Here is a 25,864-nt window from a genome sequence, read left to right on the forward strand (position 1 = left end):
GCGGGAGGGGGAGCAGTAGTAGCTTAAGCCTCGGCGGCCATCTTTTCGGCCTTGGCGACGGCTTCGTCGATGCCGCCGACCATGTAGAACGCGGCCTCTGGCAAGTGATCATACTCGCCCTCGACCACCGCCTTGAACGACCGGACCGTATCCTCGAGCTGGACGAACTTGCCGCTGATGCCGGTGAAGACCTCGGCGACGTGGAACGGCTGGCTCAGGAACTTCTGGATCTTCCGCGCACGCTGAACCGTGAGCTTATCCTCTTCGGACAGCTCGTCCATGCCGAGAATCGCGATGATGTCCTGCAGCGACTTGTACTTCTGCAGCGTCGACTGGACCGCACGAGCCGTATCGTAATGCTCCTGACCAACGACCCGTGGCTCGAGAAGACGCGAGGTCGAATCGAGCGGATCGACCGCCGGGTAGATGCCGAGCTCCGAGATCGCACGGTTGAGGTTGGTCGTCGCATCGAGATGCGCGAACGACGTCGCCGGTGCCGGATCGGTAAGATCGTCGGCCGGCACGTACACGGCCTGCACCGAAGTGATCGACCCCTTGTTGGTCGACGTGATGCGCTCCTGCAGCGCGCCCATGTCGGTCGACAGCGTCGGCTGATAGCCCACGGCCGACGGGATACGGCCGAGCAGTGCCGAAACCTCTGCTCCCGCCTGCGTGAAGCGGAAGATGTTGTCGACGAAGAACAGCACGTCCTGGCCTTCGACGTCGCGGAAATACTCGGCGATCGTCAAGCCCGACAGTGCGACGCGTGCGCGTGCGCCTGGCGGCTCGTTCATCTGGCCGAACACCAGCGCGACCTTCGAGCCCTCCGACTGCGGATTGCCGTCGGCATCCTTGGCGATAACGCCCGCGTCGAGGAACTCGTGGTACAGATCGTTACCCTCGCGGGTACGCTCGCCGACGCCGGCGAACACCGAGGTGCCGCCGTGGCCCTTGGCGATGTTGTTGATCAGCTCCTGGATCAGCACGGTCTTGCCGACGCCGGCGCCGCCGAACAGGCCGATCTTGCCGCCCTTCGCATAGGGTGCGAGCAGGTCGATGACCTTGATGCCGGTGACCAGGATCGCGCTCTCGGTCGACTGGTCGACGAACAGCGGTGCCGAGGCATGGATCGGGGCGGTCGTCTCTGCGCCGACCGGACCACGCTCGTCGATCGGCTCGCCGATGACGTTGAGGATGCGGCCGAGCGTCTTCGGGCCGACCGGCACGCGAATCTGCGAGCCGGTGTCGGTGACGGTCTGGCCGCGGGTCAGCCCCTCGGTGGCGTCCATCGCGATCGTGCGAACGGTGTTCTCGCCGAGATGCTGCGCGACTTCGAGGACGAGCCGGTTGCCGTTATTATCGGTTTCGAGCGCCGACAGAATGGCGGGCAAATTGTCGGGGAAATGCACGTCGACGACCGCACCGATGACCTGCGAGATGCGGCCGGTGTTGTTGGTGGCCTTGGGGGCGAGCGTGGTTCCGAGGGTCTCTGGGGCGGTTGCCATTGTCTGCTTCCTTGGACTTACTTGAGCGCTTCGGCGCCCGAGATGATTTCGACCAGCTCGGTCGTGATCGCGGCTTGGCGGGTACGGTTATACTGGATCGAGAGACGCGTGATCATGTCGCCGGCATTGCGCGTGGCGTTGTCCATCGCGTTCATCCGCGAGCCCTGCTCCGACGCTGCGTTTTCGAGCAGCGCGCGAAAAATCTGGATCGCGACGTTGCGTGGCAACAGGTCGGCAAGGATCGCTTCCTCGTCGGGCTCATACTCGACCACCGCCTCTGCTGGCGCGCCCGGCTTGGCCTCCGCGCCGGGGATAGCCGACAGGGGAATCGGGATGATCTGGATGCCGGTCGGGACCTGCACCAGCGCCGAGACGAACTTCGCGTAGAACAGATGCGCGACATCGAACTGGCCTTCGCCGAAGCGCTTGATCAGGTCTTCGGAGATCTCCTGCGCATCGCTGAACGCGAGCCGCTTGATCTGGCCCATCTCGTGATCGGCGAGGATGTCGTTCGGGAAGAAGCGCTTGATCACGCGCCCCTTCTTGCCGGCGACGTAGAACTTCACGGTCTTGCCGGCCGCGATAAGTTCCTCGGCCTTGCGACGAGCCGCACGGACGATGTTGGTGTTGAACGCACCCGCGAGGCCGCGCTCCGACGTCGCGATGACGATCAGGTGGACCTGATCCTTGCCGGTGCCCGCGAGCAGCGGCGACGCGCCCGGCGCGATGCCGACGCGCCCCGCGAGGCTCGCCATCACCGCTTCGAGACGCTCGGCATACGGACGCCCGGCGACCGCCGCGTCCTGCGCACGGCGCAGTTTCGCAGCGGCGACCATCTTCATCGCCTTGGTGATCTTCTGCGTCGACTTCACCGAGCCGATGCGGATCTTGAGGGCCTTAAGTGATGCCATCTTCTCTTCCTGCTCCCTCGCTCCTCACAGAGGAGGGTCGGATTACACGCTCTGCTCCCTCTCCCCGTCGGGGAGAGGGTCGGGGTGAGGGGCAGTTGCAAAGCGCAACGCCCGGTACAACCCCTCACCCCAACCCTCTCCCCGCAGGGGAGAGGGAGTTAATCAGGCGAAAGTCTTCGCGAACGCTTCGAGCGCTGCCTTCAGCTTGTCCTTCGCCTCGTTACCCAGGTCGCGGGTATCGCGGATCAGCTTCAGCACGTCGGCATGGTTCGCGCGCATGTCGGCCAGCAGCGCCTGCTCGTAGCGGGTCACGTCGGCGACCGGCACCTTGTCGAGATAGCCGCTGGTGCCGGCAAAGATCGACACGGTCTGCTCCTCGAACGGCAGCGGCGAGAACTGGGCCTGCTTCAGCAGCTCGGTCAAACGAGCACCACGATTCAGCAGCTTCTGCGTCGACGCATCGAGGTCCGACCCGAACTGCGCGAATGCCGCCATCTCGCGGTACTGCGCCAGCTCGAGCTTGATCGAGCCCGACACCTTCTTCATCGCCTTGGTCTGTGCGGCCGAACCGACGCGGCTCACCGACAGGCCGACGTTGATCGCCGGACGCACGCCCGAGAAAAACAGGTCGGTCTCGAGGAAGATCTGGCCGTCGGTGATCGAGATCACGTTGGTCGGGATGTACGCCGAAACGTCGCCCGCCTGCGTCTCGATGATCGGCAGCGCGGTCAGCGATCCGCCGCCGTTCGCGTCCGACATCTTCGCCGCACGCTCCAGCAGGCGGCTGTGCAGATAGAACACGTCGCCCGGATACGCCTCACGGCCCGGAGGACGACGCAGCAGCAGCGACATCTGGCGGTAGGCGACCGCCTGCTTCGACAGATCGTCGTAGCAGATCAGCGCGTGCATGCCGCGATCGCGGAAATACTCGCCCATCGCGACGCCGGTATAGGGTGCGAGATACTGGAGCGGTGCAGGGTCCGACGCGGTCGCGGCGATGACGATGGTGTACTCCATCGCGCCGTTCTCTTCGAGCGTCTTGACCAGCTGTGCGACGGTCGAGCGCTTCTGGCCGATCGCGACATAGACGCAATACAGCTTCTTCGACTCGTCGTCGCCGGCGTTGGCGATCTTCTGGTTGATGAACGCGTCGATCGCGACGGCGGACTTGCCGGTCTGGCGATCGCCGATGATCAGCTCGCGCTGGCCACGGCCGACGGGGACGAGCGCGTCGATCGCCTTGAGGCCAGTCTGGACCGGCTCGCTGACCGACTGGCGCGGGATGATGCCCGGCGCCTTCACTTCGACGCGGCTGCGCTCGGTGGTGTGGATCGGGCCCTTGCCGTCGATCGGGTTGCCGAGACCATCGACCACGCGGCCGAGCAGCTCCTTGCCGATCGGCACGTCGACGATCGTGCCGGTGCGCTTGACGATGTCGCCTTCCTTGATTTCGGAATCGCTCCCGAAGATCACGACGCCGACGTTATCGGCCTCGAGGTTGAGCGCCATGCCCTGCACGCCGTTCGAGAATTCGACCATCTCGCCGGCCTGGACGTTGTCGAGGCCGAAGATGCGCGCGATGCCGTCACCGACGCTCAGCACCTGACCGGTCTCGCTGACCTGGGCATCGGTGCCGAAATTGGCGATCTGATCCTTGATGATCTTCGAGATTTCTGCGGCGCGGATATCCATTAGCTTAGCCCTTCATCGCGTGCGCGAGAGTGTTGAGACGCGTCTTGATCGACGAATCGATCATCTGGCTGCCGACGCGGACGACGAGTCCACCCAGCAACGATGGGTCGACGCTGAGGTCGACGGAAACTTCACGGCCGACGCGCTGGCGGAGCTGATGCTTCAGCTCGATCACCTGCTCGTCGGTCAGCGGATGCGCGGACGTCACCTCGGCGGCAATCTCGCCGCGATGCTGCGCGGCAAGTGTCCGGAATGCCTTGATGATCTTCGGCAGCGCGCCCAGCCGGTGGTTCTCGGCAAGGACGCCGAGAAAGCTCTTGGTGGTCGCATCGACACCGAGCTCGTCGGCGACCGCGGAGACCGCCTTCACGGCGGCACCACGCGACACCATCGGGCTGGACGTCAGCGTGCGGAAGTCCTCCGACTGCGCGAGCGCGTCGCGCACGTTCGCCAGGCTCGACTCGACCGCGTCGATCGTCTTCGCGTCACGCGCGAGTTCGAACAGGGCCAGCGCATAACGCCCGCCTAAGCTCGCCTGAATACCGCCGGATGTCTCCACGGAACCTCTATCCTCGCCTGCAACGAATAACCGACCCAAAGGAAGAGAGGGCGCGAAAGCACCTCTCCTGGGACGCGGCGCGGTTAGCATCGGGTTGTCGGATTGGCAACCCGGCGGGAGGGTCGGGGGAACGGGTTTGTGACTGTTTTGTCATTGATCGAAGGTTGGAAGGTTACGATTACGCCCCTCCCCGTCATCCCCGCGCAGGCGGGGATCCATATCCTCCGGACCCGGCGCTTTCCCCGCACGGCCTACCACTATGGGGTCCCGCCTCCGCGGGGATGACGGTATTGGGCAGGCGTTACGACCAATCGACGAGGACGAGAGAATGACCGGCACGATGGAAACGATGACGATGTCCGACGGCGCAACCGTCGCGGTCTATCACGCGCAGCCGACCGGCGAGCGTCGCGGCGGCCTCGTGCTGGTGCAGGAGATCTTCGGCGTGACCGACCACATCCGCGACCTTTGCGACGAGTACGCCGCCGATGGGTATGAAGTCCTGGCACCGGCGCTGTTCGACCGCGAGCACCCAGGCTTCGAGGCGGACTATTCGGGCGACGGACTCGCGCGCGGCGTCGAGCTCGCACGGCAACTCCACCCGTTCGAGCTGTCGTTGAAGGACGTCCAGACCTGCATCGACACGCTCGCCCCCGCCGGGCCGGTGTTCGTGGTCGGCTATTGTTATGGCGGCTCGGTCGCGTGGTTCGCCGCGACCAAGCTCACCGGCGTCGCGGCGGCGAGCGGTTATTACGGCAGCATGATCCCGGCAGCGGCGGACGAGGAACCGAAGGTGCCGGTGATCCTGCACTTCGGTCGCCACGACCACGGCATCCCGATGGAGGGCGTCGAGCAGGTCATCGCCAAGGATTGGCCCAACGCGACGGTGTACGTCTACGAGGCCGGCCACGGGTTCAACTCGGACCGGCGGAAGGATTATCACGAGCCGAGTGCGGATCTGGCGAAGCAGCGGACGTTGGAACTGTTCCGGGCAAATGGCGGCTGAGTGGCCTCTTCCCTTTTGCACCACCCCGGCGAAGGCCGGGGCCCAATTGCGGGACGTTGCTAACGGAGGACGGCCCTTCGTGATTGCCACCTTTCCAACTGGGCCCCGGCCTTCGCCGGGGTGGTGGCTATGGTAGAGGGCCTCGGCGCAGGCTTGCGCTACAGATGTGAAGCCAGCCTCTGTTTCCTTGTTCTCCCGCGAAGGCGGGAGCCCAGTCTGGGTCCCCGCCTTCGCGGGGAAACAATGCCTAACCCCTCCCAGATCACTCGCCCGGGAAATCCGCCCCCAGGCTGTCAGCCTTGTGCGCCTCGATCTCCTTCAGCCGCTCGGCCAGTTTCTTCGTCACCGCCTCATACCCCCACGCTCCCAGCACCAGATGCCGCGGCGGGTTCGCATCCTCGGTCAGCGCGATCATCGCCTCACCGGCCCGCACCGGATCACCCGCCTGCGTCCCGCTAACCTCCCGCGTACCGTCCAGCCGCTTCCCCGCCGTATCCGCATAGTCGGCGATCTTCACCGGAGTCTGCTTCAGCGACCGCCCAGCCCAGTCCGTCCGGAACGGCCCCGGCTCGACGCACGTCACGTCGATCTCAAGCGGCTTCACCTCGGCGAGCAGCGCATCGGACCAACCCTCGACCGCATGCTTCGACGCGGCATAATAGCCCGAGCCCGGGAACCCGACCTGGCCCGCGACCGACGTAATGTTGATGATATGGCCGCTCTTCTGCCCCCGCATGATCGGCAGCACCGCGCGAGTCAGCGCGAACAACCCGAATACGTTCGCATCGAACTGCGCGCGGATCTCGGACTCGACGCCCTCCTCGACCGACGCCTGATAGCCGTAGCCCGCATTGTTCACTAGCACGTCGATCCGGCCGAACTTGGCCTTGGCCTGCGCTACCGCATCGTCGATCTGCGCCTGCTCCGTCACGTCGAGCGATAGCGCGAGTGCACGATCCTCGGCACCCTCGGCCAGATCGGCGACACGATCACCATCCCGCGCGGTCACCACCGCGCGCCATCCGCGCGCAAGCACGAGCTTGGCGAGTTCGCGACCGAAACCGGTCGAGCAGCCGGAAATGAACCAGACGGGCGTGTCGGAGGCCATGAGACATCTTTCGTTATGAGGTATGCACGGAAGAACGGCCGGACGGCCGATTGGCTCCGCTTTGAGCGCAAGCCACGGGATGCGCGCGCGTCGCGACCGGCTATACCGATCCAATGACCACCGCCCCCGACACCGAAACCGCCTGGGCCGCGTTCGAAGCCCGCGATCGCGCGTGGGACGGCCGGTTCGTGATTGGCGTGAAGACCACCGGCATCTACTGCAAGCCAAGCTGTCCCGCGCGCCACCCGAAGCGCGAGAACGTCACTTTCCACCCCGACGCAGCCAGCGCCCGCACCGCCGGCTTCCGCGCGTGCCTGCGCTGCACACCCGACGAGGTAGGCCGCGACCGCATCGCCGTCGCTGCGGCCGTCGCGCTGCTCGAAGCCGCCGAAGACCGCCTCTCGCTAGACGAGGTCGCCACAAAAGTCGGCTACGCCCCCCATCATTTCCACCGCCTGTTCAAGCGCGCCACCGGCGTAACCCCCGCCGCCTACGCGCGGGCGCTCCGCACCGGCCGCGCGGCAAACGCCTTATCGGAGGACTCGACCGTGACCGCAGCGATCTACGACGCCGGCTATTCCGCCCCCAGCCGCTTCTATGAGGCCGACGCCAAGCGGCTAGGCATGGCCCCCAGCGCCTGGGCACGCGGCGGCGAAGGCGTCACGATCCGCTGGACCACCGCCGACACGAGCCTCGGCGCGCTGTTCGTCGCCGCCACCGACAAGGGCCTCTGCCGCGTATCGTTCGACGAAGACGCGGACGAACTCCACCGCCGCTTCCCCAACGCCACGATCGAGCCGGGCGGCGAAGCCCTCGCGGACCTAGCGGCGCAAGTCGTTGCTGCCGTCGAATCCCCCGACCGCGACCAAGACCTCCCGCTCGACGTCCGCGGCACCGCCTTCCAGGAGGCGATCTGGCAAGCCCTACGCACCATCCCGATCGGCGAAACCCGCACTTACAGTGAACTCGCAGCCCTAGCCGGCCGTCCCGCCGCCGTCCGCGCCGCCGGCACCGCGTGCGGGCAGAACCCGGTCTCGATCGTCATCCCCTGCCACCGCGCGCAACGCATCGGTGGCGCGCTCGGTGGCTACGCGTACGGGCTAGACCGCAAGCGCGCGCTGCTAGCCCGCGAACGCAATTGAGCCTCAACCGGGCGGAGGCGGATCGGCCGTCTCGCCCTGCCCCTGTCCGAGCGACCGCAACGCGTCGGGACCGATCTTGCCCGATTCCAGGATGGTGATCAGACGCGCTGCGGGATTGTCCGCCGGCAGATGCGGATTGAAGGCGAGTGGCCGCAAGGTCCGTTTGGCATCGTCCGCATCGCCATCGCGTATCTCCTGCGTCGCAACCCGGAAACGCAGGCCTGGATCCTGCGGCACAAGTTCGAGCGCGCGCTTTACGCCGATGATCGCCGCCTTGGTCGGCGGCGCTCGCTGCGCGCGGAAGCTGTCGTAATACAGCGACAACGCCTCGGCATCGTCGAGCGCGAGGCGGTTGGCCTTGACGATCCAGCTCCGCGCTTCCTTCCACGCTTCAGGATCCTTGACGGAGCCGGCGCTCGCGCGGCGCAGGTGGATCCTCGCCTTGTACAGCAACGCCTGCGCCATCTTCGGGTCAGCCGCGAGGGCACGGTCCGCGGCGGCCTCGGCATCGTCGTCCTGCACCGCGTCATAGGCCATCTCAGCGAACCAGCCCTGCGCCACGGCATCGTTCGGATAGGCTGCGGCGATCGCCTTGGCCCGCCCGTAGATCGGCTGCGCGGTCTGGCGGTTGACGCCGCGTTCGGACTCCATGCGAAGGTTCATCAACGCTTCGGCGCCCGTGCTGAGCGGTTCGACCGTTACCTTCGTATCGGGCAGGCGCGAATAGGCGATCTTGATGCCGGGGATGGTCGACCGCGCGAGATAGGCGTCGAGCGCCCGATCGAGCGCGCGCAGATCGCCGAACGCAGCCTGTGCCGCCGCGACGCTGGGAACGCCCTTGTTCAACGCATCGAGATAGCGCCCGAACGTCGCGCCACGTGCCGCGTCGAACATGATGTAATGGGTCAGCAGCCAGCCTCGCGCATATAGCGAGGCACGGTCCTCGTCCGACAATCGGCGCGATCCGGTATCGAACAAGCGTTCCGCCGACAGTCCGCGCGTCCTCAACAGACTATACGCGCGGTGCTGGGCCGCGACCCCGACCATCACGCCGTCCTTCTCGAACCGCGCGGTCGAGACGAACTCGGCATAACCTTCGGAAAACCAGGCGGGATAGGCGGCGGCAAACGTACCGAGCAGGAAGTGATGCGCGTATTCGTGGAACAGCACGATCTGCGGGCGCAGATTGCCATCCGCACCGCCCGAGCGGGGCGTGAAGGCGATCGATCCGTTCACGCGCGGCACGTAGAACCCGGCGACGTTGGCGCTCCCCTTACCCATCAGTTTGCGGACGTCGCTCGCGTCGTCGACGACGTAGACGGTAACCCGGTTGGTGCCCGCTTCGGCGGTCGGGGCGCCGATATTGTGCAGGATACGCATGACGCCATCGAACTGCTCGAGTTGCGTCGCGGTCTTGCGCAATTCCTTCTCACCGACGCTGGAATAGACGATGAAATGGTCGGACGTCGCCCGCAACCACTTCGCTTCCGATGCGGCCGATGCGCATGACGCACTCGCCGCGACCACTACCGAGATACAGCGAACCCATCCCACGCCACTGGTCATTTCGCCCCCTTTGCCAAGCGTCATGGCGCAACCGAGCAGGTTTCCCCGGTAGATTCTAGCCGATCCGTCGGAAGTCGCTCATTTTGCCGACTTGCACGAATAGACGAGCTTTTCGTTCGGCAACGGCGGCAATACCGCCCGGACCGCCGCCTGCTGCCCCGCCAAACGAGCCAACGCGGCATCGTCCATGTTGCACACGTTCGGCACGACACCCCGCGCCGTCCGCGCCGCCTCCATCCCCGCCGCCGACATCAGATAGCGCGTGTTCGAATAGACGCGCGTTGCCGGATCGAACGACAGCACGGAGACGGTCTGCTCGGCGTCTGGCACCAGCACGCGGTCCCATCGGCCAGCCCCATTGCCATTCTGCGTGCCGACATATTGCGTCTTGCCGTTCACGCAGCCCTTCGCGCCCCAGTCGATCGGCACGTCCTCGCTGGACGAGATCGTGATCCGGCTGCGCTCCGGGATCAGCGTGCACATCAACTTGCCCAGCGCCGCATCGGGCGTCGATATCCGCGTCTTGGGCAGCGCAGACAGCGGCACGTCGACCTCGCCCGAAGGCCGCAGCACGAACACGATGATCGCGACCAGCACGCTCAGCCCGCCGATACCGAGCGCCCACACCGCCTGCCGCCGCTGCCCGCGCGATTCGAGCAACCCCGCGCTCCCGATCACCAGTGCCCCGGCGACCAGCAGCAGCCCGGCGAGCGCCATGACGTTCTCGCGCGCGCGCCCGGCCTCGGTCCGCGCCTTTTCCAGTGTAACCTCGCGAGTCATCGCATCCTGCGTCGCGGCGTCGCGCCTGGCGGAAGCAGCATCGGCGGTCGCCCGCGCATCCGCGTCGGCGTCCTGTCGCAAGCGATCCTCGATCGACGTGCACCCCGTCCCGATCGACGCATAAGGCTGTTTCGCCTCGTGGAGGAAGGCCGCGAGTTCGGTATCGGCGATCGCGAACCCGAACGTCGAATCGCCCTCCTCGCCGCGCGTGATCGCCGAATTCACCCCGATCACCCGCCCGCACCGGTCGAGCAGCGGTCCACCCGAATTGCCGCGTGCGATGCTCGCCGTGTGAAGAAGCACCTCGACGCTGCTCAACACGCGGCGCCCCGAGAGCACGCCCTCCGACCGCACCGGCGTCATCGGCCGGATGTAATCCGCCGCCGACCGCGCCGTCGCCAAGTCGACATTGCCTGGGAAGCCGAGCGACACCACCGGATCGCCCTCGCTCATCGGCCCGGTATACAGCGCGCTCGGCGGCAAGCGGGCGCCGGTGAACTCGATCAGCGCCAGGTCGCGCTGCGAATCATACGCGATCACCTTGCCCTGGTAGGATTTGCTGCCCTCGGTCGGGACGATGCCGACGACGACGTTGTCGGGATAGCGCTCGGCGAGATCGACGACGTGCGCGTTGGTGACGATCCGGTTGGGCGCGATCGCGAAACCGCTGCCATGGCCGAAGCCGACCACCTGGTCGTCGACCACCGCGATCGTCACGACGCGCACCACGCCGCGCCCGGTGGCGGCGATGTCGTCGGCCGATGCCGAGCTGGCCAACCCGAAGGTGAGCGCGAGAAGAAGCAGCAGGCGGATCATGCGTCTGCCTTCGGGGAGTTCTTGACCGCGATCAACCCTCGCCTCTCACAGGACGCGCCCCACGCATCCGGTTTGGTTAGCGAATTATCAAGCCTTGGCCCCTAACCCCTTGGGCAATCATCCGGGGATTTGGGCATGAGCGCATTCGGGCGTCGTAACGGCATCAGCGGGGGGCAAGCGGCCCGGCCCGCATTCGGCGTCGCCCGACCTATGCAGGGCGGTAGCCCCGCGCCGCGTCCCGAACCGGAGGGCGGTTCGCAGTTCCCGCCGATCGAGTCGATGCCGATGCCCGGCGAGACCGACGGCTTTGGCCCCGGCACGATGCCCGGCACGCACATGGACGCGATGCAGCGCCTGTCCGACCGCCAGAACGCGAGCGGCGAAGCGGGCAACAGCCGTGTCGAGGGCTTCGAACAGTCGATCCACAAGATCAAGGAACAGGTGCTCCCGCGCCTGCTCGAACGCGTCGATCCGGAGGCTGCGGCAACGCTCGGCAAGGACGAACTCGCCGAGGAATTCCGCCCGATCATCGGCGAAGTCCTCGCCGAGCTGAAGCTGACCCTCAACCGCCGCGAACAGTTCGCGCTGGAAAAGGTGCTGGTCGACGAACTGCTCGGGCTCGGGCCCTTGGAGGAGTTGCTGGCCGATCCGAACATCACCGACATCATGGTGAACGGCCCCGACCAGACCTATGTCGAGCGGAAGGGCAAACTCGAACTCGCGCCGATCCAGTTCCGCGACGAAGAGCATCTGTTCCAGATCGCGCAGCGGATCGTGAACTCGGTCGGCCGTCGCGTCGACCAGACCTCACCGCTCGCCGATGCGCGCTTGAAGGACGGCTCGCGCGTCAACGTGATCGTTCCGCCGCTCTCCTTGCGCGGTACCGCGATCTCGATTCGTAAATTCTCCGCGAAACCGATCACGCTCGACATGATGGCCGGGTTCGGCAGCATGTCGCCGAAGATGGCCACTGCGCTGAAGATCGCCGGGGCCTCGCGGTTCAACGTCGTGATCTCGGGCGGTACCGGCTCGGGCAAGACGACGATGCTCAATGCGCTGTCAAAGATGATCGACCCCGGCGAGCGCGTGCTGACGATCGAGGACGCCGCCGAGCTTCGCCTGCAACAGCCGCACTGGCTCCCGCTCGAAACGCGTCCGGCCAACCTGGAGGGCCAGGGCGAGATCTCGATCCGCGATCTCGTCAAGAACGCGCTGCGTATGCGTCCTGACCGGATCATCCTGGGCGAAATTCGTGGCAGCGAGTGTTTCGACATGCTCGCCGCGATGAACACGGGTCACGACGGGTCGATGTGCACGCTCCACGCCAACTCCCCGCGCGAGGCGCTCGCGCGTATGGAGAACATGGTGATGATGTCCGACATCAAGGTGCCGAAGGAAGCCATCTCGCGCCAGATCGCCGACTCGGTCGAGCTGATCATCCAGGTGAAGCGCCTGCGCGACGGTTCGCGCCGCGTCACCAACATCACCGAGGTGATCGGCATGGAAGGCCCCGTGATCGTCACGCAGGAACTGTTCAAGTTCGAGTATCTCGACGAGTCGGCGGACGGGAAGATCCTGGGCGAATACCGGTCGATGGGGCTGCGGCCGTACACGCTGGAAAAAGCCAAGCAGTTCGGATTCGACCAGGCGTATCTGGAGGCGTGCCTGTAAGAGGTGCCGCTCACGCGCCCCTCTAACGCTACCGCCCCCGCGATCGCAGGGCCCCAGGAGACACGAACGCCACCGCCGGCAACCCTGGACTCCCGCCATCGCCGGAGAACGGCGGCAGTTCGAGCGACTATAGCGGCCAGACGTTCGACCCCGCTTGTACCCGTCCCCCGACCCGCTAGGGACAGGCCGACATGCGCCGCGCCCTCTTCACTCTCGTCCCGCTGCTGGCGGTGCTCATCGTCTCCGCGCGCGAACCGGCGAAACCCGTCCCCGCCGCCAGCATCTCGCCCGCGGCACGAGACCGCGGCGTCTACCATCTCGCGGACGATACCGAAGCACGCTGGGTGCCCTTCGATCTCACCCCCGGCAACCAGATTCGTTTCACGATGCAGCTCGAAGGTCGCGACGTCACCGCGATCCTCGATACCGGGGTCAGCTACACCCTGCTCGCAAAGGCGTCCCCCGCAGTCGACACCGCCAAGCTCGTCGCGGGCGGCAGCGCACGTGCGATCGGCGGATCGGTCGAACTGGGGTGGATGCCGACCCGCACGCTCGCCATCGGCGGCCTCGCGCGCACCGGTGGCGGCGTCACCGTCACCGATCTTCCCGCGATCGCCACCGGCAGCCTGTCAGCGGTAGACCTGCTGGTCGGCGCGGACCTGCTCGCCGGGCACGCGCTCGACATCGATTACGCCGCGCACCGTTTCCGCCTGCTCCCGTCGGGCCGTCTCCCGTTCAAGGGCGAGACCGCCCCCTTGCGCGTGTCCCCCGAGCGCAGCGTCTACGAAAGCGCAGCAACGCTCGGCAGCCGTCGATTGGCGCCGGTGATCGTCGATACCGGCGACGGGTCGTCGATCACCGTGACGAAGGACGGCTGGAAGGCCGCGGCGCTGAACGTGCCTTCGACGACCGCGATCTCGTTCGGGCTCGCGGGACCGGCGGTCAGCGGTCTCGCGATCGCGCCAGATCTCCGCCTTGGCGAATTGACCGCGCATGCCGTCGAAGTCCGGATCGAACCCGCGGGCGGCTTTTCGCAGTCGATCGGCGTTGCGGGCCGGATCGGCTCGGGCTTCCTGCAGAATTACCGCGTCCTGCTCGATCCCGGTGCCCGCCGCATGGTGCTGAGCCCTGGCCCCAAGGCCGGTACGCCCCCACTCCGTTCGACCAGCGGATTGCTCGTCGGCGTCGAGAAGAACCGGCTGAAGATCCTCCACGTCATGCGCGGTGGCCCGGCTGCCGCGTCGGGCTGGAAGGACGGCGACACGATCTGCACGATCGACGGCACGCCCATACCCCCCGACTATGCGACGAGTCCGGTCGCATCCTGGTCGGCTGGAGCTCCCGGCCGCATCGTTGCCCTCGGTCTTTGCGACGGCACCATACGCAAGCTCGAATTGACGCATTTTTATTAGGATTGCCCATGTTTAGCCTGCGTCACCGATCGGGGCAGGTCATCATCCTGCTCCTCGTCGCCTTTGCCCTCCGCAGCCCGTTCTTCGGCAATCCGGTGATCCATAGCGACGAGCAGTTCTACCTGCTCGTCGGCGATCGCCTGCTGCACGGCGCCTGGCCGTTCGTCGACATCTTCGATCGCAAGCCGGTCGGCCTGTTCCTGATCTTCGCCGCCATCCGCAGCGTCGGCGGCGATGGCGTGCTGATGTACCAGCTTGCCGCGACGCTCGTCGCCACCGGAACGGCATTCCTGGTCGCGCGGATCGTCAGCCGCCTGTCCTCCGATGACGCCAGCCCGGTGGCGAGCCTCGGCGCCGCGTTGATCTATCTGGTCTGGCTTATCGTGTTCGACGGTGCGGGCGGCCAGTCCGCGGTATGGGGCAACGCCTTGATGGCCGCCGCCGCGCTGCTCGTGCTCGATACGACCCGCGGCCACCGACACATCAGCCTGCGCGGTGCCGGTGCGATGCTGCTGATCGGCCTGGCGATGCAGATCAAGTACACCGCGATGTTCGAAGGCATATTCTTCGGTATGACGCTGGTATGGGCGGCGCATCGTGATGGGCGGTCGATTGGTCGCCTCGCAGCCGATGCCGCCTTGTGGGTCGGTGCAGCGCTGTTCCCGACCGCGCTCGCCTGGATCGTCTATGCCGCGGCCGGCCACGGCGACGCCTTCCTCTTCGCCAATTTCCTGTCAATCTTCGGGCAGCAGGACGACGACACGCTCAGCTCCAACCTGCTGAAGCTGCTGGGCGGCGTGGGCATGAGCCTGCCGCTCGCCTGGCTTGCGTGGCGGGGCCGTCGAACGGGAAGCTTCGCCCTCGGATGGCTCGCGGCTGCGGTGATCGCGATCCTCATCATGCACACGTTCGAGCTGCTCTATCTGCTGCCCCTCGCGCTGCCGCTGTCGGTCGCCGCAGGTACCGGGCTGAGCGGCCCGACCGTCCGCACGACCATGGTCCGCCTTGCCGCCGTGCTGGTGTTCGGCGCGCTGGCGGCGACCATCATGACAAGCGTCCGCATCGGACGACGCGGCAATGCGCGCCAGATCGCGCAACTCGTCCAGATGATCGGCCAGCAACCCGGCGGCTGCATGTTCGCCTATGGCAGCGAGCCGATCCTCTACTTCCTGACCCGGTCCTGCCTGCCGACGCCGTATATATTCCGCAGTCATCTGGGCCAGACGACCGAGTCGCACGGCACGGGGGTCGATCCGGTCGTGGAAGTCGCGCGTCTGCTAGCGGCCCGTCCCGGCGTGATCGTCGTACGCGCACCAAAGCCCAGCACGAACCTCGCGACCCAGGCGCTCGTGCTGCGCGCGATCGCCGCGCGGTATCGACTGGTCGGCTCGGTGAAGATCGGCGGGTTGCCACAGAGCGTCTATCGCCTGCGTACCGACGCTCCCCGTTGACGAGGCGTCGTCAGCTCAGGTCTTGAACGCGAGGCCGATCGTTACCGCGAGTCCGATCAGCGCCAGCATCTGGACGGTCGGCCAGTCGACCCAGCCGACCGAGTCGGGATCGCGCCGACGTCGCCGCCTGCGTTCGCCGAGGCCAGCGACGACGGCCAGTACGGCCAGTCCGCCGCTCGCACTCCACAACACCGGCGCCCCCATCAGTCCGACCGATCAGCCGAGCTTCTCGACCTTTTCCTGCAACTTGGCGAGTTCGCTGCGCAACGCCGCGATCTCGTCATCCTTGCTGGCCGCGGGGGCTGGTGTCGTCGCGGCCGGCGTCATCGCCTGAGCGGCCACATCGAACATTGCCAGATTACGCTTCGCGATATCGGCGAACGGCGAATTCGCGAACGCGCCTTCGACCGCGGACTTGAACTGGTCGTGGTTGCGGCGGAAGCTGTCCATCGACGCCTCCAGATAGCCCGGCACCATCGTCTGCATCGAATCGCCGTACATCGAGATCAACTGACGCAGGAAGTTCACCGGCATCATCGTCTCGCCGCGGCTCTCCTCCTCCATGATGATCTGCGTGAGGACGTTGTGCGTGATGTCCTCGTCGGTCTTCGCATCGACCACCTTGAAGTCGCGCCCCTCGCGGGTCATCGTCGCGAGATGATCCAGCGTGATGTAGGATGACGACTCGGTGTTATAGAGCCGCCGGTTGGCGTACTTCTTGATGATGACGATTCCGTCGGCAGCCGGTTGCTTCTTCATGGATCCCCCGTCTTATGTTTGAAACGGAGGCTACAGTCTTTGATGACGCACCGCAACACGGTGCGCAGCATGGTCCCCGGCCCTTACCCTTGTTCCTCAATGTGCTGCGCAGCGAGACCGCAGCATCGCCGGAACGGATGGCTCGAGCCTTGGCGGGATTGCGCGCCTATCAGAACGCGCCGCGAGAGAAACGCGCCGATCCGAAGCCTGCAATCCACCGCGAAGGTCGGGTCGCGTTGCGCGATTACGGCGGCGAAGGCCGTCCAGTCGTGTTCGTCCCATCGCTGATAAACCCGCCCGATATCCTCGATCATTCGCCCGAGTCTTCGCTGGTGCAATGGACCGCCGCGCAAGGATCCCACGTCTGGTTGGTCGACTGGGGATCGCCCAGCAGCGAAGACCGCGATCTCGATCTGGCGGCGCATGTCGAACGCTTGCTGGTGCCGCTGCTCCAGGCTCTCCCCGAGCCGCCAGTTCTGGTCGGCTATTGCCTAGGCGGGACGCTCGCGCTCGGTGCCGCTGCGATCACGCCGACCGCCGGAGTCGCGACGATCGCCGCGCCGTGGCACTTCGCGGGTTATAACGAAGGCCGTCCCACGCTCGCCGCGACCTGGGCCGCGGTCCAACCCGCCGCAGCGATGCTCGGCGTCCTGCCGATGGAAGTCCTGCAAGCGGGCTTCTGGCAACTCGACCCCGCGCGCACGATCGCCAAATACGAAGCGTTCGCCGACCTCGCCCCCGACAGCAACGCAGCACGCGCATTCGTCCGGCTCGAAGATTGGGCCAACGCCGGCGCCCCCCTCCCCTACGCCGCCGCCGCTTCGCTGTTCGAGGACTGCATCGCCAACGACCTGCCCGGCAAAGGCGCCTGGGTCATCGCCGGCATCCCAGTCGATCCGCGCGCGCTCGCCTGCCCCACGGTCGAGTTCGTCTCGCTGAGCGACCGCATCGTCCCCGCCGCCACCGCGATCGGCCTCGCCGACCGCCGCGATCTCGGCGCAGGCCATGTCGGCATGATCGTCGGCCGTTCCGCGCGCCTGCGCCTCTGGGAACCGCTCGCCAACTGGATCGCCGCGCTCGCCTGACCTACATGGGGTCCAAACAAAGAGGACCCTGACATGACCGACCTGAACCCGAACGACGTCGTCATCACCGCCGCAAAGCGCACCCCCGTCGGCAGCTTCCTCGGCGCGTTCGCCACCACACCGGCGCACGAACTCGGCCGCATCGCGATCGAAGCCGCGCTTGAACAGGCAGGCGTCGCCGGCGAAGACGTCTCCGAAGTGATCCTCGGCCAAGTCCTCACCGCGGCCCAAGGCCAGAACCCCGCGCGTCAGGCCTCGATGGCCGCCGGCGTTCCCAAGGAAATCCCCGCCTGGGGCGTCAACCAGGTCTGCGGCTCAGGGCTCCGCTCGGTCGCGCTCGCCGCACAGGCGATCCAGACCGGCGACGCGACCATCGTCGTTGCGGGAGGCCAGGAATCGATGTCGCTTTCCGCGCACGCGCAGTCGATCCGCGGCGGCCAGAAGATGGGCAACCTCAGCCTCGTCGACACGATGGTCAGCGACGGCCTGACCGACGTCTTCAACGGCTATCACATGGGCATCACCGCCGAGAACCTCGCCGAGCAATACCAGGTCACGCGCGGCGAGCAGGACGCCTTCTCGGTCGCCTCGCAGAACAAGGCGGAGGCCGCCCGCGGCTCGGGCCGCTTCAAGGACGAGATCGCACCCGTCACGATCAAGGGCCGCAAGGGCGACACGGTGGTGGCCGACGACGAATACATCCGCGCCGGCGCGACGATCGAGAGCGTCTCGGGCGTGAAGCCCGCGTTCAAGAAGGACGGCACGGTCACCGCCGCCAACGCCAGCGGCCTAAACGACGGCGCCGCCGCCCTCGTCATGATGCGCCGCGACGAAGCCGAACGCCGCGGCTCGCCCATCCTCGCGACGATCAAGAGCTGGGCCTCGGCCGGCGTCGACCCCTCGATCATGGGCATCGGCCCCGTTCCCGCCACCAAGCGCGCCCTCGAGAAAGCCGGCTGGACGCTAGCCGACCTCGACCTGATCGAAGCCAACGAAGCCTTCGCCGCGCAAGCCCTGTCGGTCGGCAAGGAACTCGGCTGGGACGCATCGAAGGTCAACGTCAACGGCGGCGCGATCGCGATCGGCCACCCGATCGGCGCCAGCGGCGCCCGCGTCCTGACGACGCTGATCTACGAAATGCAGAAGCGCGATTCGAAGCGCGGGCTGGCGACGCTGTGCATAGGCGGCGGCATGGGCATCGCTATGTGCCTGGAACGCTGACGTACTTTCTAAAGTAACTTTATGTCGGGTTGATACGCTCCATGACCATATTGTGACGATTTTGTCACAATTGGTTACAAACCGAACGGTTGGCTGGCCTGAACCTGAACGCTGGCTTGCCAGTCGTCGCTATTCGCGGTTGTAAGGTCTCATAACGGCCAAAGTGCCGGTAAACGGGGGACTTTAGTTGAAAAGAGCGCATCACTTTCTATTCGCGACGATCCTGGCAACGGGCGCGATGATGCTACCGAATTCCGTGGCTGCGCAGACCGCGCCGTCCGCCACGGATGGCACCGCCATGGAAACCGGCACTCAAGTCGCGGCCGAAGCCGCTGCCGCGCCAGAAAATGAAACGATCGTCGTCACGGGATCGCGCATTGCCCGTCCCAATCTCGATTCGCCGTCGCCGATCACGTCGCTCAGCATCCAGGAACTGACCCAGACCGGCGAAGTCTCGCTCGGCGATACGCTGAACAAGTTGCCGTCGCTGCGCGCGACGTTCAGTGGCTCGAATTCGACTCGCTTCATCGGCACGGCCGGTATCAATGCGCTCGATCTGCGCGGTCTAGGCACGAACCGGACTCTAGTCTTGGTGAATGGCCGCCGTCACGTCACCTCGACCCCCGGCGAAAGCCGCGTCGACATCAACACCATTCCCGTCGATCTGATCGAACGCGTCGATGTCGTAACCGGCGGCAATTCGGCGGTCTACGGGTCCGATGCGGTCGCTGGCGCCGTGAACTTTGTCTTGAAGCGCGACTATGAAGGCTTCCGCCTTCGCGGCCAGAGCGGTGTGACGTCGCGCGGCGATCGCCCATCGTATTTCGGCAGCCTGACGGCCGGCAAGAACTTTGCCGATGGTCGTGGCAACATCGCAGTCTCGGCCGAATACAGCGAGTCCGACGCGCTCTATTTTACCGATCGCGCTCGGTACAGCACGACCGGCCGTCGCCAATTCAATCTGACTGAAAACGTCTTGAACGAGCCGGGTAGCGGCAATGGCGTTCCCGACACCACCTTCCTGACCAACGTCCGCAACATCGCCATCTCCGAAGGTGGCGCGATCACGTCGGCCTGCCCTGCCGCAGTGGCCGGCAACGCGGCCGTTGCTGCCCGCCGCGCTTTCAACTGCACCGGCGAAAACAGCAACACGGGCGCGGCACTCGGTCGGGTGTTCGTGTTCGACAATTCGGGCAACCTCGTACCGAACAACGTCATCAAGGACTTCCGTCCGTTTGGTTCGGGCAATGCGATCGGCGGCCTGGGTTCGTCGCAGCGCCTGACCGGCCAGTTGCAGCCCGGCATCAAGCGCTATTCGGCGAACGTCCTAGCGCATTACGACGTCTCGGACGCGTTCCGTCCGTTCGTTGAGGCAAAATATGTCCGCGTCGACGCAATCCAGGAAGGCCAGCCGACGTTCCTGCAGGGCACGCTGCCCGCGATCTACAACGTCAACAATCCGTTTCTCACGGCTCAGGCACGCTCGGTGCTCGCTCAGACGCTAGCGCCAGGCGCCACCACGTTCCAGGCGCAGCGCATCAACGTCGATTTCGGCGCCCGTGGCGAGAACCATCGTCGCGAAACCTATCGTATCGTTGCCGGCGTCGAGGGCACGTTCAACACCGATTGGCGCTACGAGGTCGCCTTCAACTACGGCCATCTGGACACGTTCTATGCGACCCAGGGCAACGTAAACGTCCAGAAGTTCAAGAACTCGCAGGATGCGGTCCGCAACGCCGGTGGCAATATCGTCTGCGGCATCAACGCCGATGCGAGTACAGCCAATGACGACGCGAGCTGCGTTCCCGTCAACCTGTTCGGCCAGGGTGCACCCAGCGCCTCGGCATTGAACTATTTCGTCGTGAACTCGACCCGCCGCCAGAAGGCCGACCAGTATGATGCGACCGCGTTCGTGTCGGGCGACCTTTCGCAGCTGTTCGAACTGCCGGGCGGCCCGGTCGCATTCTCGATCGGCGGCGAATATCGCCGGGAGACAGCCTATTCGGCATTCGACGACGTCACGCGGAGCGGTGCGACCTTCCTCAACGCCATTCCGATCTTCGACCCGCCGGCGCAAGTCGTGAAGGAAGCGTACGGTGAAATCCGTATTCCGCTGCTGAAGGACGTTCCATTCTTTCAGGAACTGACGATCGATGGCGCAGGTCGCGTTTCAGACTATAACATCGGCGCAACCGGCACCGTGTATTCCTACAATGCCGGCCTGACATGGTCGCCGGTACGCGATATCCGTCTTCGTGGCAGCTATGCCCGTTCGGTTCGTGCACCGACCCAGGGGGATCTGTTCTCGGCACCGAGCCAGACCTTCCTCAACGGCCTGGTCGACCCCTGCAGCCAGAACAATATCCGCAACGGCCCGAACCGTGCGGCTAACTGCGCAGCCGCAGGCGTTCCGACGACCCAGACGTTCAACGGTATCACGGAGCCTTTCACCAACGTTCCGACCTCCGGCATCAGCGGTCTGAACGGCAGCAATCCCAATCTGCGCGAGGAAACCGCAGACAGCTTTACTGGCGGTTTCATCCTCCAGCCCAGCATGATCCCTGGCCTTACGCTGTCGGTCGACTACTACAACATCAAGATCACCAACGTGATCTTCGCGCTGGCGCCACAGACGATCATCAACCAGTGCTACGACAGCCCGAGCGGCATCAACAATCAGTATTGCGCAGCATTGACGCGTAATCCCAACGGCACCTTCGCCGGTCAGACCGGCGTCACCAACGGTGGCGCGCAGATCTCCTTCCCGGCGACCGGGCAGTCGTTCCTGTCGGGTCCATTCAACTTTGCCAAGCAGAAGACATCCGGTGTCGATGCCGATTTGAGCTATAGCCATAATGTTGGCGGTGCGAAGGTAACGTTGCGTGGCATCGTCAGCTACTTGATCAACCGCGACAACTATACCGACATCAACACCCCAAGCTTCATCGACCAGCAGAAGTTCGAAGTCGGAGATCCGGAATGGTCGGGTTCGTTCACGGCCAATGTCGACTTCGGTGTGTTCGACCTTAACTACAACTTCCGTTACGTCGGCAAGCAGACGGTCGCCGCTGAGTATGAGACGCAGAACTCGGTCCAGGGTCGCCCGGCTCGCGATCCCGACGCGTTCCCGTTCACCTTCTACCCGGATGTGACCTACCACAACATCCGCGTCGGTGCGGACGTCACGGACAAGTTCCGCTTCTATGCCGGCATGGACAACGTGTTCGACCGCCAGCCCCCCTACGACATCACCGGCACGACCGGCGCGCAGGGCATCTACGAGAACGTCGGCCGCTTCATGTACGCAGGCTTCGAAGCCAAGTTCTGATCCGCCGATCTACCAACTGAAAAGGCCGCTCCTTACGGGGCGGCCTTTTTTTTTGCTTGAAGCAAGTCCTGATGCCGGCCTGCGGTGCCGCATGATGCGCTTGTTAACGCCAAACTCGCGAATAGCGTCTGCCAAGACTGGTCAACAGTTCGTATTGCGACATCCCCGATACCGCGGCCGCTTCGGGCAGCGCGAAATCGAGCGCCAGCCATGTCCCTTCGTGCACTGCTGGTACACTCGTCACGTCGATGGCCACGAGATCCATCGATACACGACCGATAACGGGCATCGGGATGCCGCCCGCCGATGCGGTTCCACAGTTCGAAAATCCGCGAAAATAGCCGTCGGCATAGCCCAAGTTGAGGATCGCCACCTCGGTGTCGGCGGGCGCCGTCCAGGTCGCGTTATAGCCTACCGTTTGCCCCACGCGTACGCGACGGCACTGAAGGACTTGCGTTTCGATCGTGGCCACGAACTTGACCGCACCCGCCAGGCCGGCGCGGGGGACCCCACCATATACCGCCAGCCCAGGCCGCGTGAGATCGAACGCATAGCCGTCGAGCGCAATCCCCGCAGAATTGGCGAGACTCAGGCGCTTTGCAGTCGTCGCGCCTGCCAGTGCAGCGAACCGGTCGCGCTGCACGGCGTTCATTGGAGAATCCTCGTCGGCGCACGCTAGGTGGCTCATCAGCGTTTCGATCTGGAGGCCGTCGAGCAAGCCGGCGGCGATGTCGTCCGCCGAGACGCCAAGGCGGTTCATGCCGGTGTCGACCATGACGTCGCACACGCCGCCGCCCGCCGCTTTCCAGCGCGCGACTTGGCGTGGGGTGTTGAGAACCGGGCGGGCAAAGCCGGCGGCCGCGGCGGGCATGTCCTCTTCGCGGACGCCGTGGAGGACGGAAACCGTCAGGCCCAGCGGGGCGAGTTCGGCGGCTTCCTGCCAGTTCGACACGAAGAAGTCGCGGCAGCCGGCGTCGGCCAGGCGGCGCGCAACCTCGATCGCGCCGAGGCCGTAGCCGTTCGCCTTGACCGCGGCACCACATGCGGCGGTGCCGCTCATGCGGTCGAGCGTGCGCCAGTTCTGGACGAGAGCGTCGCCGTCTAGGCGCAGGCGAAGGGGAGCGGGAATGTCGATCACCCGGCGCGGGATAGTGCCACAGGCGCGGCGCGTCGACCGTCTATGCCGCCTTGATGCGTCCGACCGGCACCAGCAGGCGGCGATCTCCGTCGTCGAGCGGCGCTACACGGACGCCGAATACGCGGCCGAGCGTCTCCGCGGTCATCACCTCGGCGACGGGCCCGAAGGCGACGACCCGGCCGTCGGCGAGCAGCAACGCATCGTCTACCGCGCGCTGCGCCTGGACGAGGTCGTGGAGGACGATTGCCACCCCTGCCCCGCCGAGCGCATAGCCACGCAGGCGAGCGAGCAGGTCGATCTGGTGCGACGGATCGAGACTCGCGAGCGGTTCGTCGGCGAGCAGCCAACGCGGTTCGCCGGCCAATACTCGTGCGAGCAGGACGCGGGCGCGCTCGCCGCCGGAGAGTTCGCCGACCGGGCGCTCCGCGAGATGAATCGTCTCGGTGTCGTGCATCGCGCGCTCGACTGCCGCGCGATCGGCGGGCGACGGGGCGGCATGCGCGCCGAGATGCGGCAAGCGGCCGAGCGCGACGACATCGCGCGCGACGATGTTCCAGTGGACCGTCGCGTCCTGCGGGAGATAGCCGATCGCGCGGGCGCGGGCGCGCGGTTCCATATGCGCGACGTCCTGCGCATCGAGCCGGACGCTGCCGGTGCTGCGGTCGACGAGCGCGGCGGCGGCCTTGACCAGCGTGCTCTTCCCGGCGCCGTTGGGGCCGAGGATCGCGGTGACGCGGCCGGGACGCAGGTGAGCGGACACGTCGCTGAGGACGGTGCGCTTGCCGAGCTTCACGCCCAGCGCGTCGATGATCAGATCCATGCGCGACCTCGTTCCTTGACCAGCAACCCGAGGAAAAACGGCGCGCCGATCATTGCCATCGCCACGCCGAGCCGGACTTCGCCCGCGCCCGGAGCGAGGCGGACGAGGCTGTCGGCAGCGAGCACCAGCGCCGCTCCACCGAGCGCGGAGGGGAGTAGCAAGGCGCTCGGGCGGTGGCCGAAGATCGGCCGCAGGAGGTGCGGTACGACCAGCCCGATGAAGCCGATCACACCGGTCACCGCAACGCCTGCGCCGACGACTAAGCCCGTGCCCAGCACCACCAGCAACCGAACGCGGCCCATGCGTGTCCCGAGCGACCGCGCCGCCGCCTCGCCCAGCGCCAGCGCATCGAGCGATCGGCCGGTGAGCAGCAGCAACACCGCACCGACCGCCATCGGCGGCAGCGCGAGCGTCACGTCGTCCCAGCCGCGATCGGTCAGCGCGCCCATGATCCAGTCGATCACCTCGGCGACCGTATAGGGGTTCGGGGCGATCGAGATCAGGAACGCGGTCAGCGCGCCCGCAAGGCTCGACAGCACCGTGCCCGCGAGGATGAAGGTGATCGCGCTCGGCGACCGCCAAGTCAGCGCCGCGAGCAGCGCGACCGCGCCGCCTGCGCCCAGCATCGCGGCGGCGAAGATCGCCGGGCCCGAGCCGAGCCCGAACACGATCGCCGCGACCGCGGCCAGCGCTGCGACCGACGACACGCCGACGACGGCGGGGTCGGCGAGCGGGTTGCGGAGATAGCCTTGCAGCACTGCCCCCGACAGGCCGAGCGTGGCGCCGAGCGCGAGGCCCAGCACCGCACGTGGCAGGCGTAACTCGATGATGATCCACCAGCGCGGGTCGCCCGAGAACCAGGCGGAGGCCGGCACCCAGACTTTCCCGCAACCGAGCGAAAGGCCGAACAGGAGGATCACAAGTACGCCGAGCGCGATGAGTTTGACCGTGCGAGTCATCATAGCGCCTCCTTGCCCATACCGACCACCGCCACCGCCACTGCCACCACCCCGGCGGAGGCCGGGGCCCAATTGGGGGACGGTCGTGACGGCGCGCGGCAATCCGTTACTTCGGCCATTCCAATTGGGCCCCGGCCTCCGCCGGGGTGGTATAGGTGCAGCATCACAGCCCCGCCCGGATCGCGGCGAGGCGTTCGAGCGCGGGCGGGATCGTCGGCCCACCGCAGTTGATCAGCACGCGCGGGAAGACGGCTTGCGGCGTGTTCGGCAGCAGGCGGCGGCGCAGTGTCGTGCCACGGCTGACGCGTTCGGAGGCGATCACGACGGCTGGCGGCTCCGTCACGATCGTCTCAGCAGAGAGCGTGCCGGTATGCGTCAAGCCGTAGGTCGCGGCGGCGTTGCGGAAGCCGACGCGCGTCATCATGTCGTTCAGCAACGTGCTCCCCCCGGTCGCGAGATCGCCGCTGATATAGAGCAACGCGCTCGGCGACCGTCCATCCTTGCTGCTCCAGCGCGCCACCGCGCGGTCGGTCTCGGCATTGATCCGCGCGCCGCCCATCGGTGCTCCGGCGGCTTCGGCAATCTGCGTGACCTGCGCCTGGCTCTCCACGATCGAGTCGGGAATGCCGACCAGCAGCGTCTTCAGCCCGGCGCGCGCGTACGCCGCCTGAGTCGCGGGCGGCGTGTAGGTGCTGGCGATGACCAGATCGGGGTGGAGCGCGATCACCTCCTCCGCGGTCCCGGCGATGCCGCGAAACCGGCGCGCGACGGCGATCGGGATCGAGGTCGCGGACGGGTCCTGCGAATAATGGCTGATCGCGGCGATCTTTGCGGGCGGCAGGATGCGGACCAGCACCGAATCCACGCACGGATTGGTCGAGACGATCCCCCCGCCTCCGCGCATCGGAGGCTGGGCACAGCCCCCGAGCAGGAGC

General features: G+C 66.1%; 21 protein-coding genes. 8 read left to right on the forward strand and 13 right to left on the reverse strand.

The window, feature by feature from the left end; translation table 11 throughout:
- Positions 1–23 precede the first annotated feature (23 nt).
- From atpD to IFT67_RS06645, 4 genes are all read right to left on the reverse strand, one after another.
- Entirely contained in the window at positions 24–1,505 is a 1,482-nt protein-coding gene (atpD, locus tag IFT67_RS06630; RefSeq protein WP_056065176.1) for a F0F1 ATP synthase subunit beta, read from the reverse strand.
- Positions 1,506–1,522: 17 nt separating this feature from the next.
- Positions 1,523–2,416 (reverse strand): F0F1 ATP synthase subunit gamma, encoded by an 894-nt coding sequence (locus IFT67_RS06635; RefSeq protein WP_056065178.1) that lies wholly within the window; start codon positions 2,414–2,416, stop codon positions 1,523–1,525.
- 162 nt (positions 2,417–2,578) lie between these two features.
- Positions 2,579–4,108, reverse strand: coding sequence for a F0F1 ATP synthase subunit alpha (gene atpA, locus IFT67_RS06640; protein WP_192145691.1), 1,530 nt, complete (start codon positions 4,106–4,108; stop codon positions 2,579–2,581).
- Positions 4,109–4,112: 4 nt separating this feature from the next.
- Positions 4,113–4,667 (reverse strand): F0F1 ATP synthase subunit delta, encoded by a 555-nt coding sequence (locus IFT67_RS06645; RefSeq protein ID WP_121905252.1) that lies wholly within the window; start codon positions 4,665–4,667, stop codon positions 4,113–4,115.
- 328 nt (positions 4,668–4,995) lie between these two features.
- On the opposite strand from IFT67_RS06645, the gene IFT67_RS06650 reads away from it, so the two are divergent.
- On the forward strand, positions 4,996–5,673 hold the full coding sequence (locus IFT67_RS06650; RefSeq protein ID WP_192145693.1) for a dienelactone hydrolase family protein: 678 nt from the start codon (positions 4,996–4,998) through the stop codon (positions 5,671–5,673).
- 262 nt (positions 5,674–5,935) lie between these two features.
- Here IFT67_RS06650 and IFT67_RS06655 read toward each other — a convergent pair whose 3' ends face one another.
- Positions 5,936–6,781 (reverse strand): oxidoreductase, encoded by an 846-nt coding sequence (locus IFT67_RS06655; RefSeq protein ID WP_192145695.1) that lies wholly within the window; start codon positions 6,779–6,781, stop codon positions 5,936–5,938.
- 113 nt (positions 6,782–6,894) lie between these two features.
- Between IFT67_RS06655 and ada the strand changes: the two genes are divergently transcribed.
- A complete protein-coding gene (gene ada / locus IFT67_RS06660) occupies positions 6,895–7,923 on the forward strand; it encodes a bifunctional DNA-binding transcriptional regulator/O6-methylguanine-DNA methyltransferase Ada (protein ID WP_192145697.1) in 1,029 nt (342 codons plus the stop codon).
- A 3-nt stretch (positions 7,924–7,926) separates the two neighbouring features.
- Here the strand turns inward: ada and IFT67_RS06665 are convergent, their stop codons facing one another.
- Both IFT67_RS06665 and IFT67_RS06670 read right to left on the reverse strand, forming a co-directional pair.
- Positions 7,927–9,489 carry a hypothetical protein gene (locus IFT67_RS06665; RefSeq protein ID WP_192145699.1) on the reverse strand — a complete coding sequence of 521 codons (1,563 nt, stop codon included), beginning with the start codon at positions 9,487–9,489 and terminating at the stop codon, positions 7,927–7,929.
- 78 nt (positions 9,490–9,567) lie between these two features.
- Positions 9,568–11,085: a S1C family serine protease gene (locus tag IFT67_RS06670; protein ID WP_192145701.1), complete on the reverse strand. Its 1,518-nt coding sequence runs from the start codon at positions 11,083–11,085 to the stop codon at positions 9,568–9,570.
- Between the two features lie 135 nt (positions 11,086–11,220).
- On the opposite strand from IFT67_RS06670, the gene IFT67_RS06675 reads away from it, so the two are divergent.
- From IFT67_RS06675 to IFT67_RS06685, 3 genes are all read left to right on the forward strand, one after another.
- Positions 11,221–12,756 carry a TadA family conjugal transfer-associated ATPase gene (locus IFT67_RS06675; RefSeq protein WP_107961440.1) on the forward strand — a complete coding sequence of 512 codons (1,536 nt, stop codon included), beginning with the start codon at positions 11,221–11,223 and terminating at the stop codon, positions 12,754–12,756.
- 191 nt (positions 12,757–12,947) lie between these two features.
- Positions 12,948–14,168 (forward strand): S41 family peptidase, encoded by a 1,221-nt coding sequence (locus IFT67_RS06680; protein WP_197982911.1) that lies wholly within the window; start codon positions 12,948–12,950, stop codon positions 14,166–14,168.
- An 8-nt stretch (positions 14,169–14,176) separates the two neighbouring features.
- Positions 14,177–15,619: an ArnT family glycosyltransferase gene (locus IFT67_RS06685; protein ID WP_192145703.1), complete on the forward strand. Its 1,443-nt coding sequence runs from the start codon at positions 14,177–14,179 to the stop codon at positions 15,617–15,619.
- A 15-nt stretch (positions 15,620–15,634) separates the two neighbouring features.
- Here the strand turns inward: IFT67_RS06685 and IFT67_RS06690 are convergent, their stop codons facing one another.
- Together IFT67_RS06690 and phaR are read right to left on the reverse strand one after the other, a co-directional pair.
- Entirely contained in the window at positions 15,635–15,823 is a 189-nt protein-coding gene (locus IFT67_RS06690) for a hypothetical protein (RefSeq protein WP_056065195.1), read from the reverse strand.
- 12 nt (positions 15,824–15,835) lie between these two features.
- Entirely contained in the window at positions 15,836–16,378 is a 543-nt protein-coding gene (gene phaR, locus IFT67_RS06695; protein ID WP_107961437.1) for a polyhydroxyalkanoate synthesis repressor PhaR, read from the reverse strand.
- Between the two features lie 137 nt (positions 16,379–16,515).
- Between phaR and IFT67_RS06700 the strand changes: the two genes are divergently transcribed.
- The 3 genes from IFT67_RS06700 (at position 16,516) to IFT67_RS06710 (ending at position 22,012) form a co-directional block, all read left to right on the forward strand.
- Positions 16,516–17,463, forward strand: a complete 948-nt coding sequence (locus IFT67_RS06700; protein WP_244647186.1) for an alpha/beta fold hydrolase — start codon at positions 16,516–16,518, stop codon at positions 17,461–17,463.
- Positions 17,464–17,496: 33 nt separating this feature from the next.
- Entirely contained in the window at positions 17,497–18,684 is a 1,188-nt protein-coding gene (locus IFT67_RS06705; protein WP_192145707.1) for an acetyl-CoA C-acetyltransferase, read from the forward strand.
- Positions 18,685–18,940: 256 nt separating this feature from the next.
- Positions 18,941–22,012: a TonB-dependent receptor domain-containing protein gene (locus IFT67_RS06710; RefSeq protein ID WP_342450572.1), complete on the forward strand. Its 3,072-nt coding sequence runs from the start codon at positions 18,941–18,943 to the stop codon at positions 22,010–22,012.
- A 103-nt stretch (positions 22,013–22,115) separates the two neighbouring features.
- Here IFT67_RS06710 and alr read toward each other — a convergent pair whose 3' ends face one another.
- The 4 genes from alr to IFT67_RS06730 all read right to left on the reverse strand — a co-directional run bounded on the left by alr (position 22,116) and on the right by IFT67_RS06730 (position 25,833).
- Positions 22,116–23,141, reverse strand: a complete 1,026-nt coding sequence (gene alr / locus IFT67_RS06715; protein WP_192146550.1) for an alanine racemase — start codon at positions 23,139–23,141, stop codon at positions 22,116–22,118.
- Positions 23,142–23,190: 49 nt separating this feature from the next.
- Positions 23,191–23,970, reverse strand: coding sequence for an ABC transporter ATP-binding protein (locus IFT67_RS06720; RefSeq protein ID WP_192145711.1), 780 nt, complete (start codon positions 23,968–23,970; stop codon positions 23,191–23,193).
- Positions 23,961–24,929: a FecCD family ABC transporter permease gene (locus IFT67_RS06725; RefSeq protein ID WP_192146551.1), complete on the reverse strand. Its 969-nt coding sequence runs from the start codon at positions 24,927–24,929 to the stop codon at positions 23,961–23,963. Before IFT67_RS06725 ends, IFT67_RS06720 begins: the two co-directional genes overlap by 10 nt.
- A gap of 163 nt (positions 24,930–25,092) precedes the next feature.
- On the reverse strand, positions 25,093–25,833 hold the full coding sequence (locus IFT67_RS06730) for an ABC transporter substrate-binding protein (protein ID WP_192145713.1): 741 nt from the start codon (positions 25,831–25,833) through the stop codon (positions 25,093–25,095).
- Positions 25,834–25,864: the final 31 nt, after the last annotated feature.

The sequence above is a fragment of the Sphingomonas sp. CFBP 13728 genome, from assembly GCF_014841895.1.
GTDB lineage: Bacteria > Pseudomonadota > Alphaproteobacteria > Sphingomonadales > Sphingomonadaceae > Sphingomonas.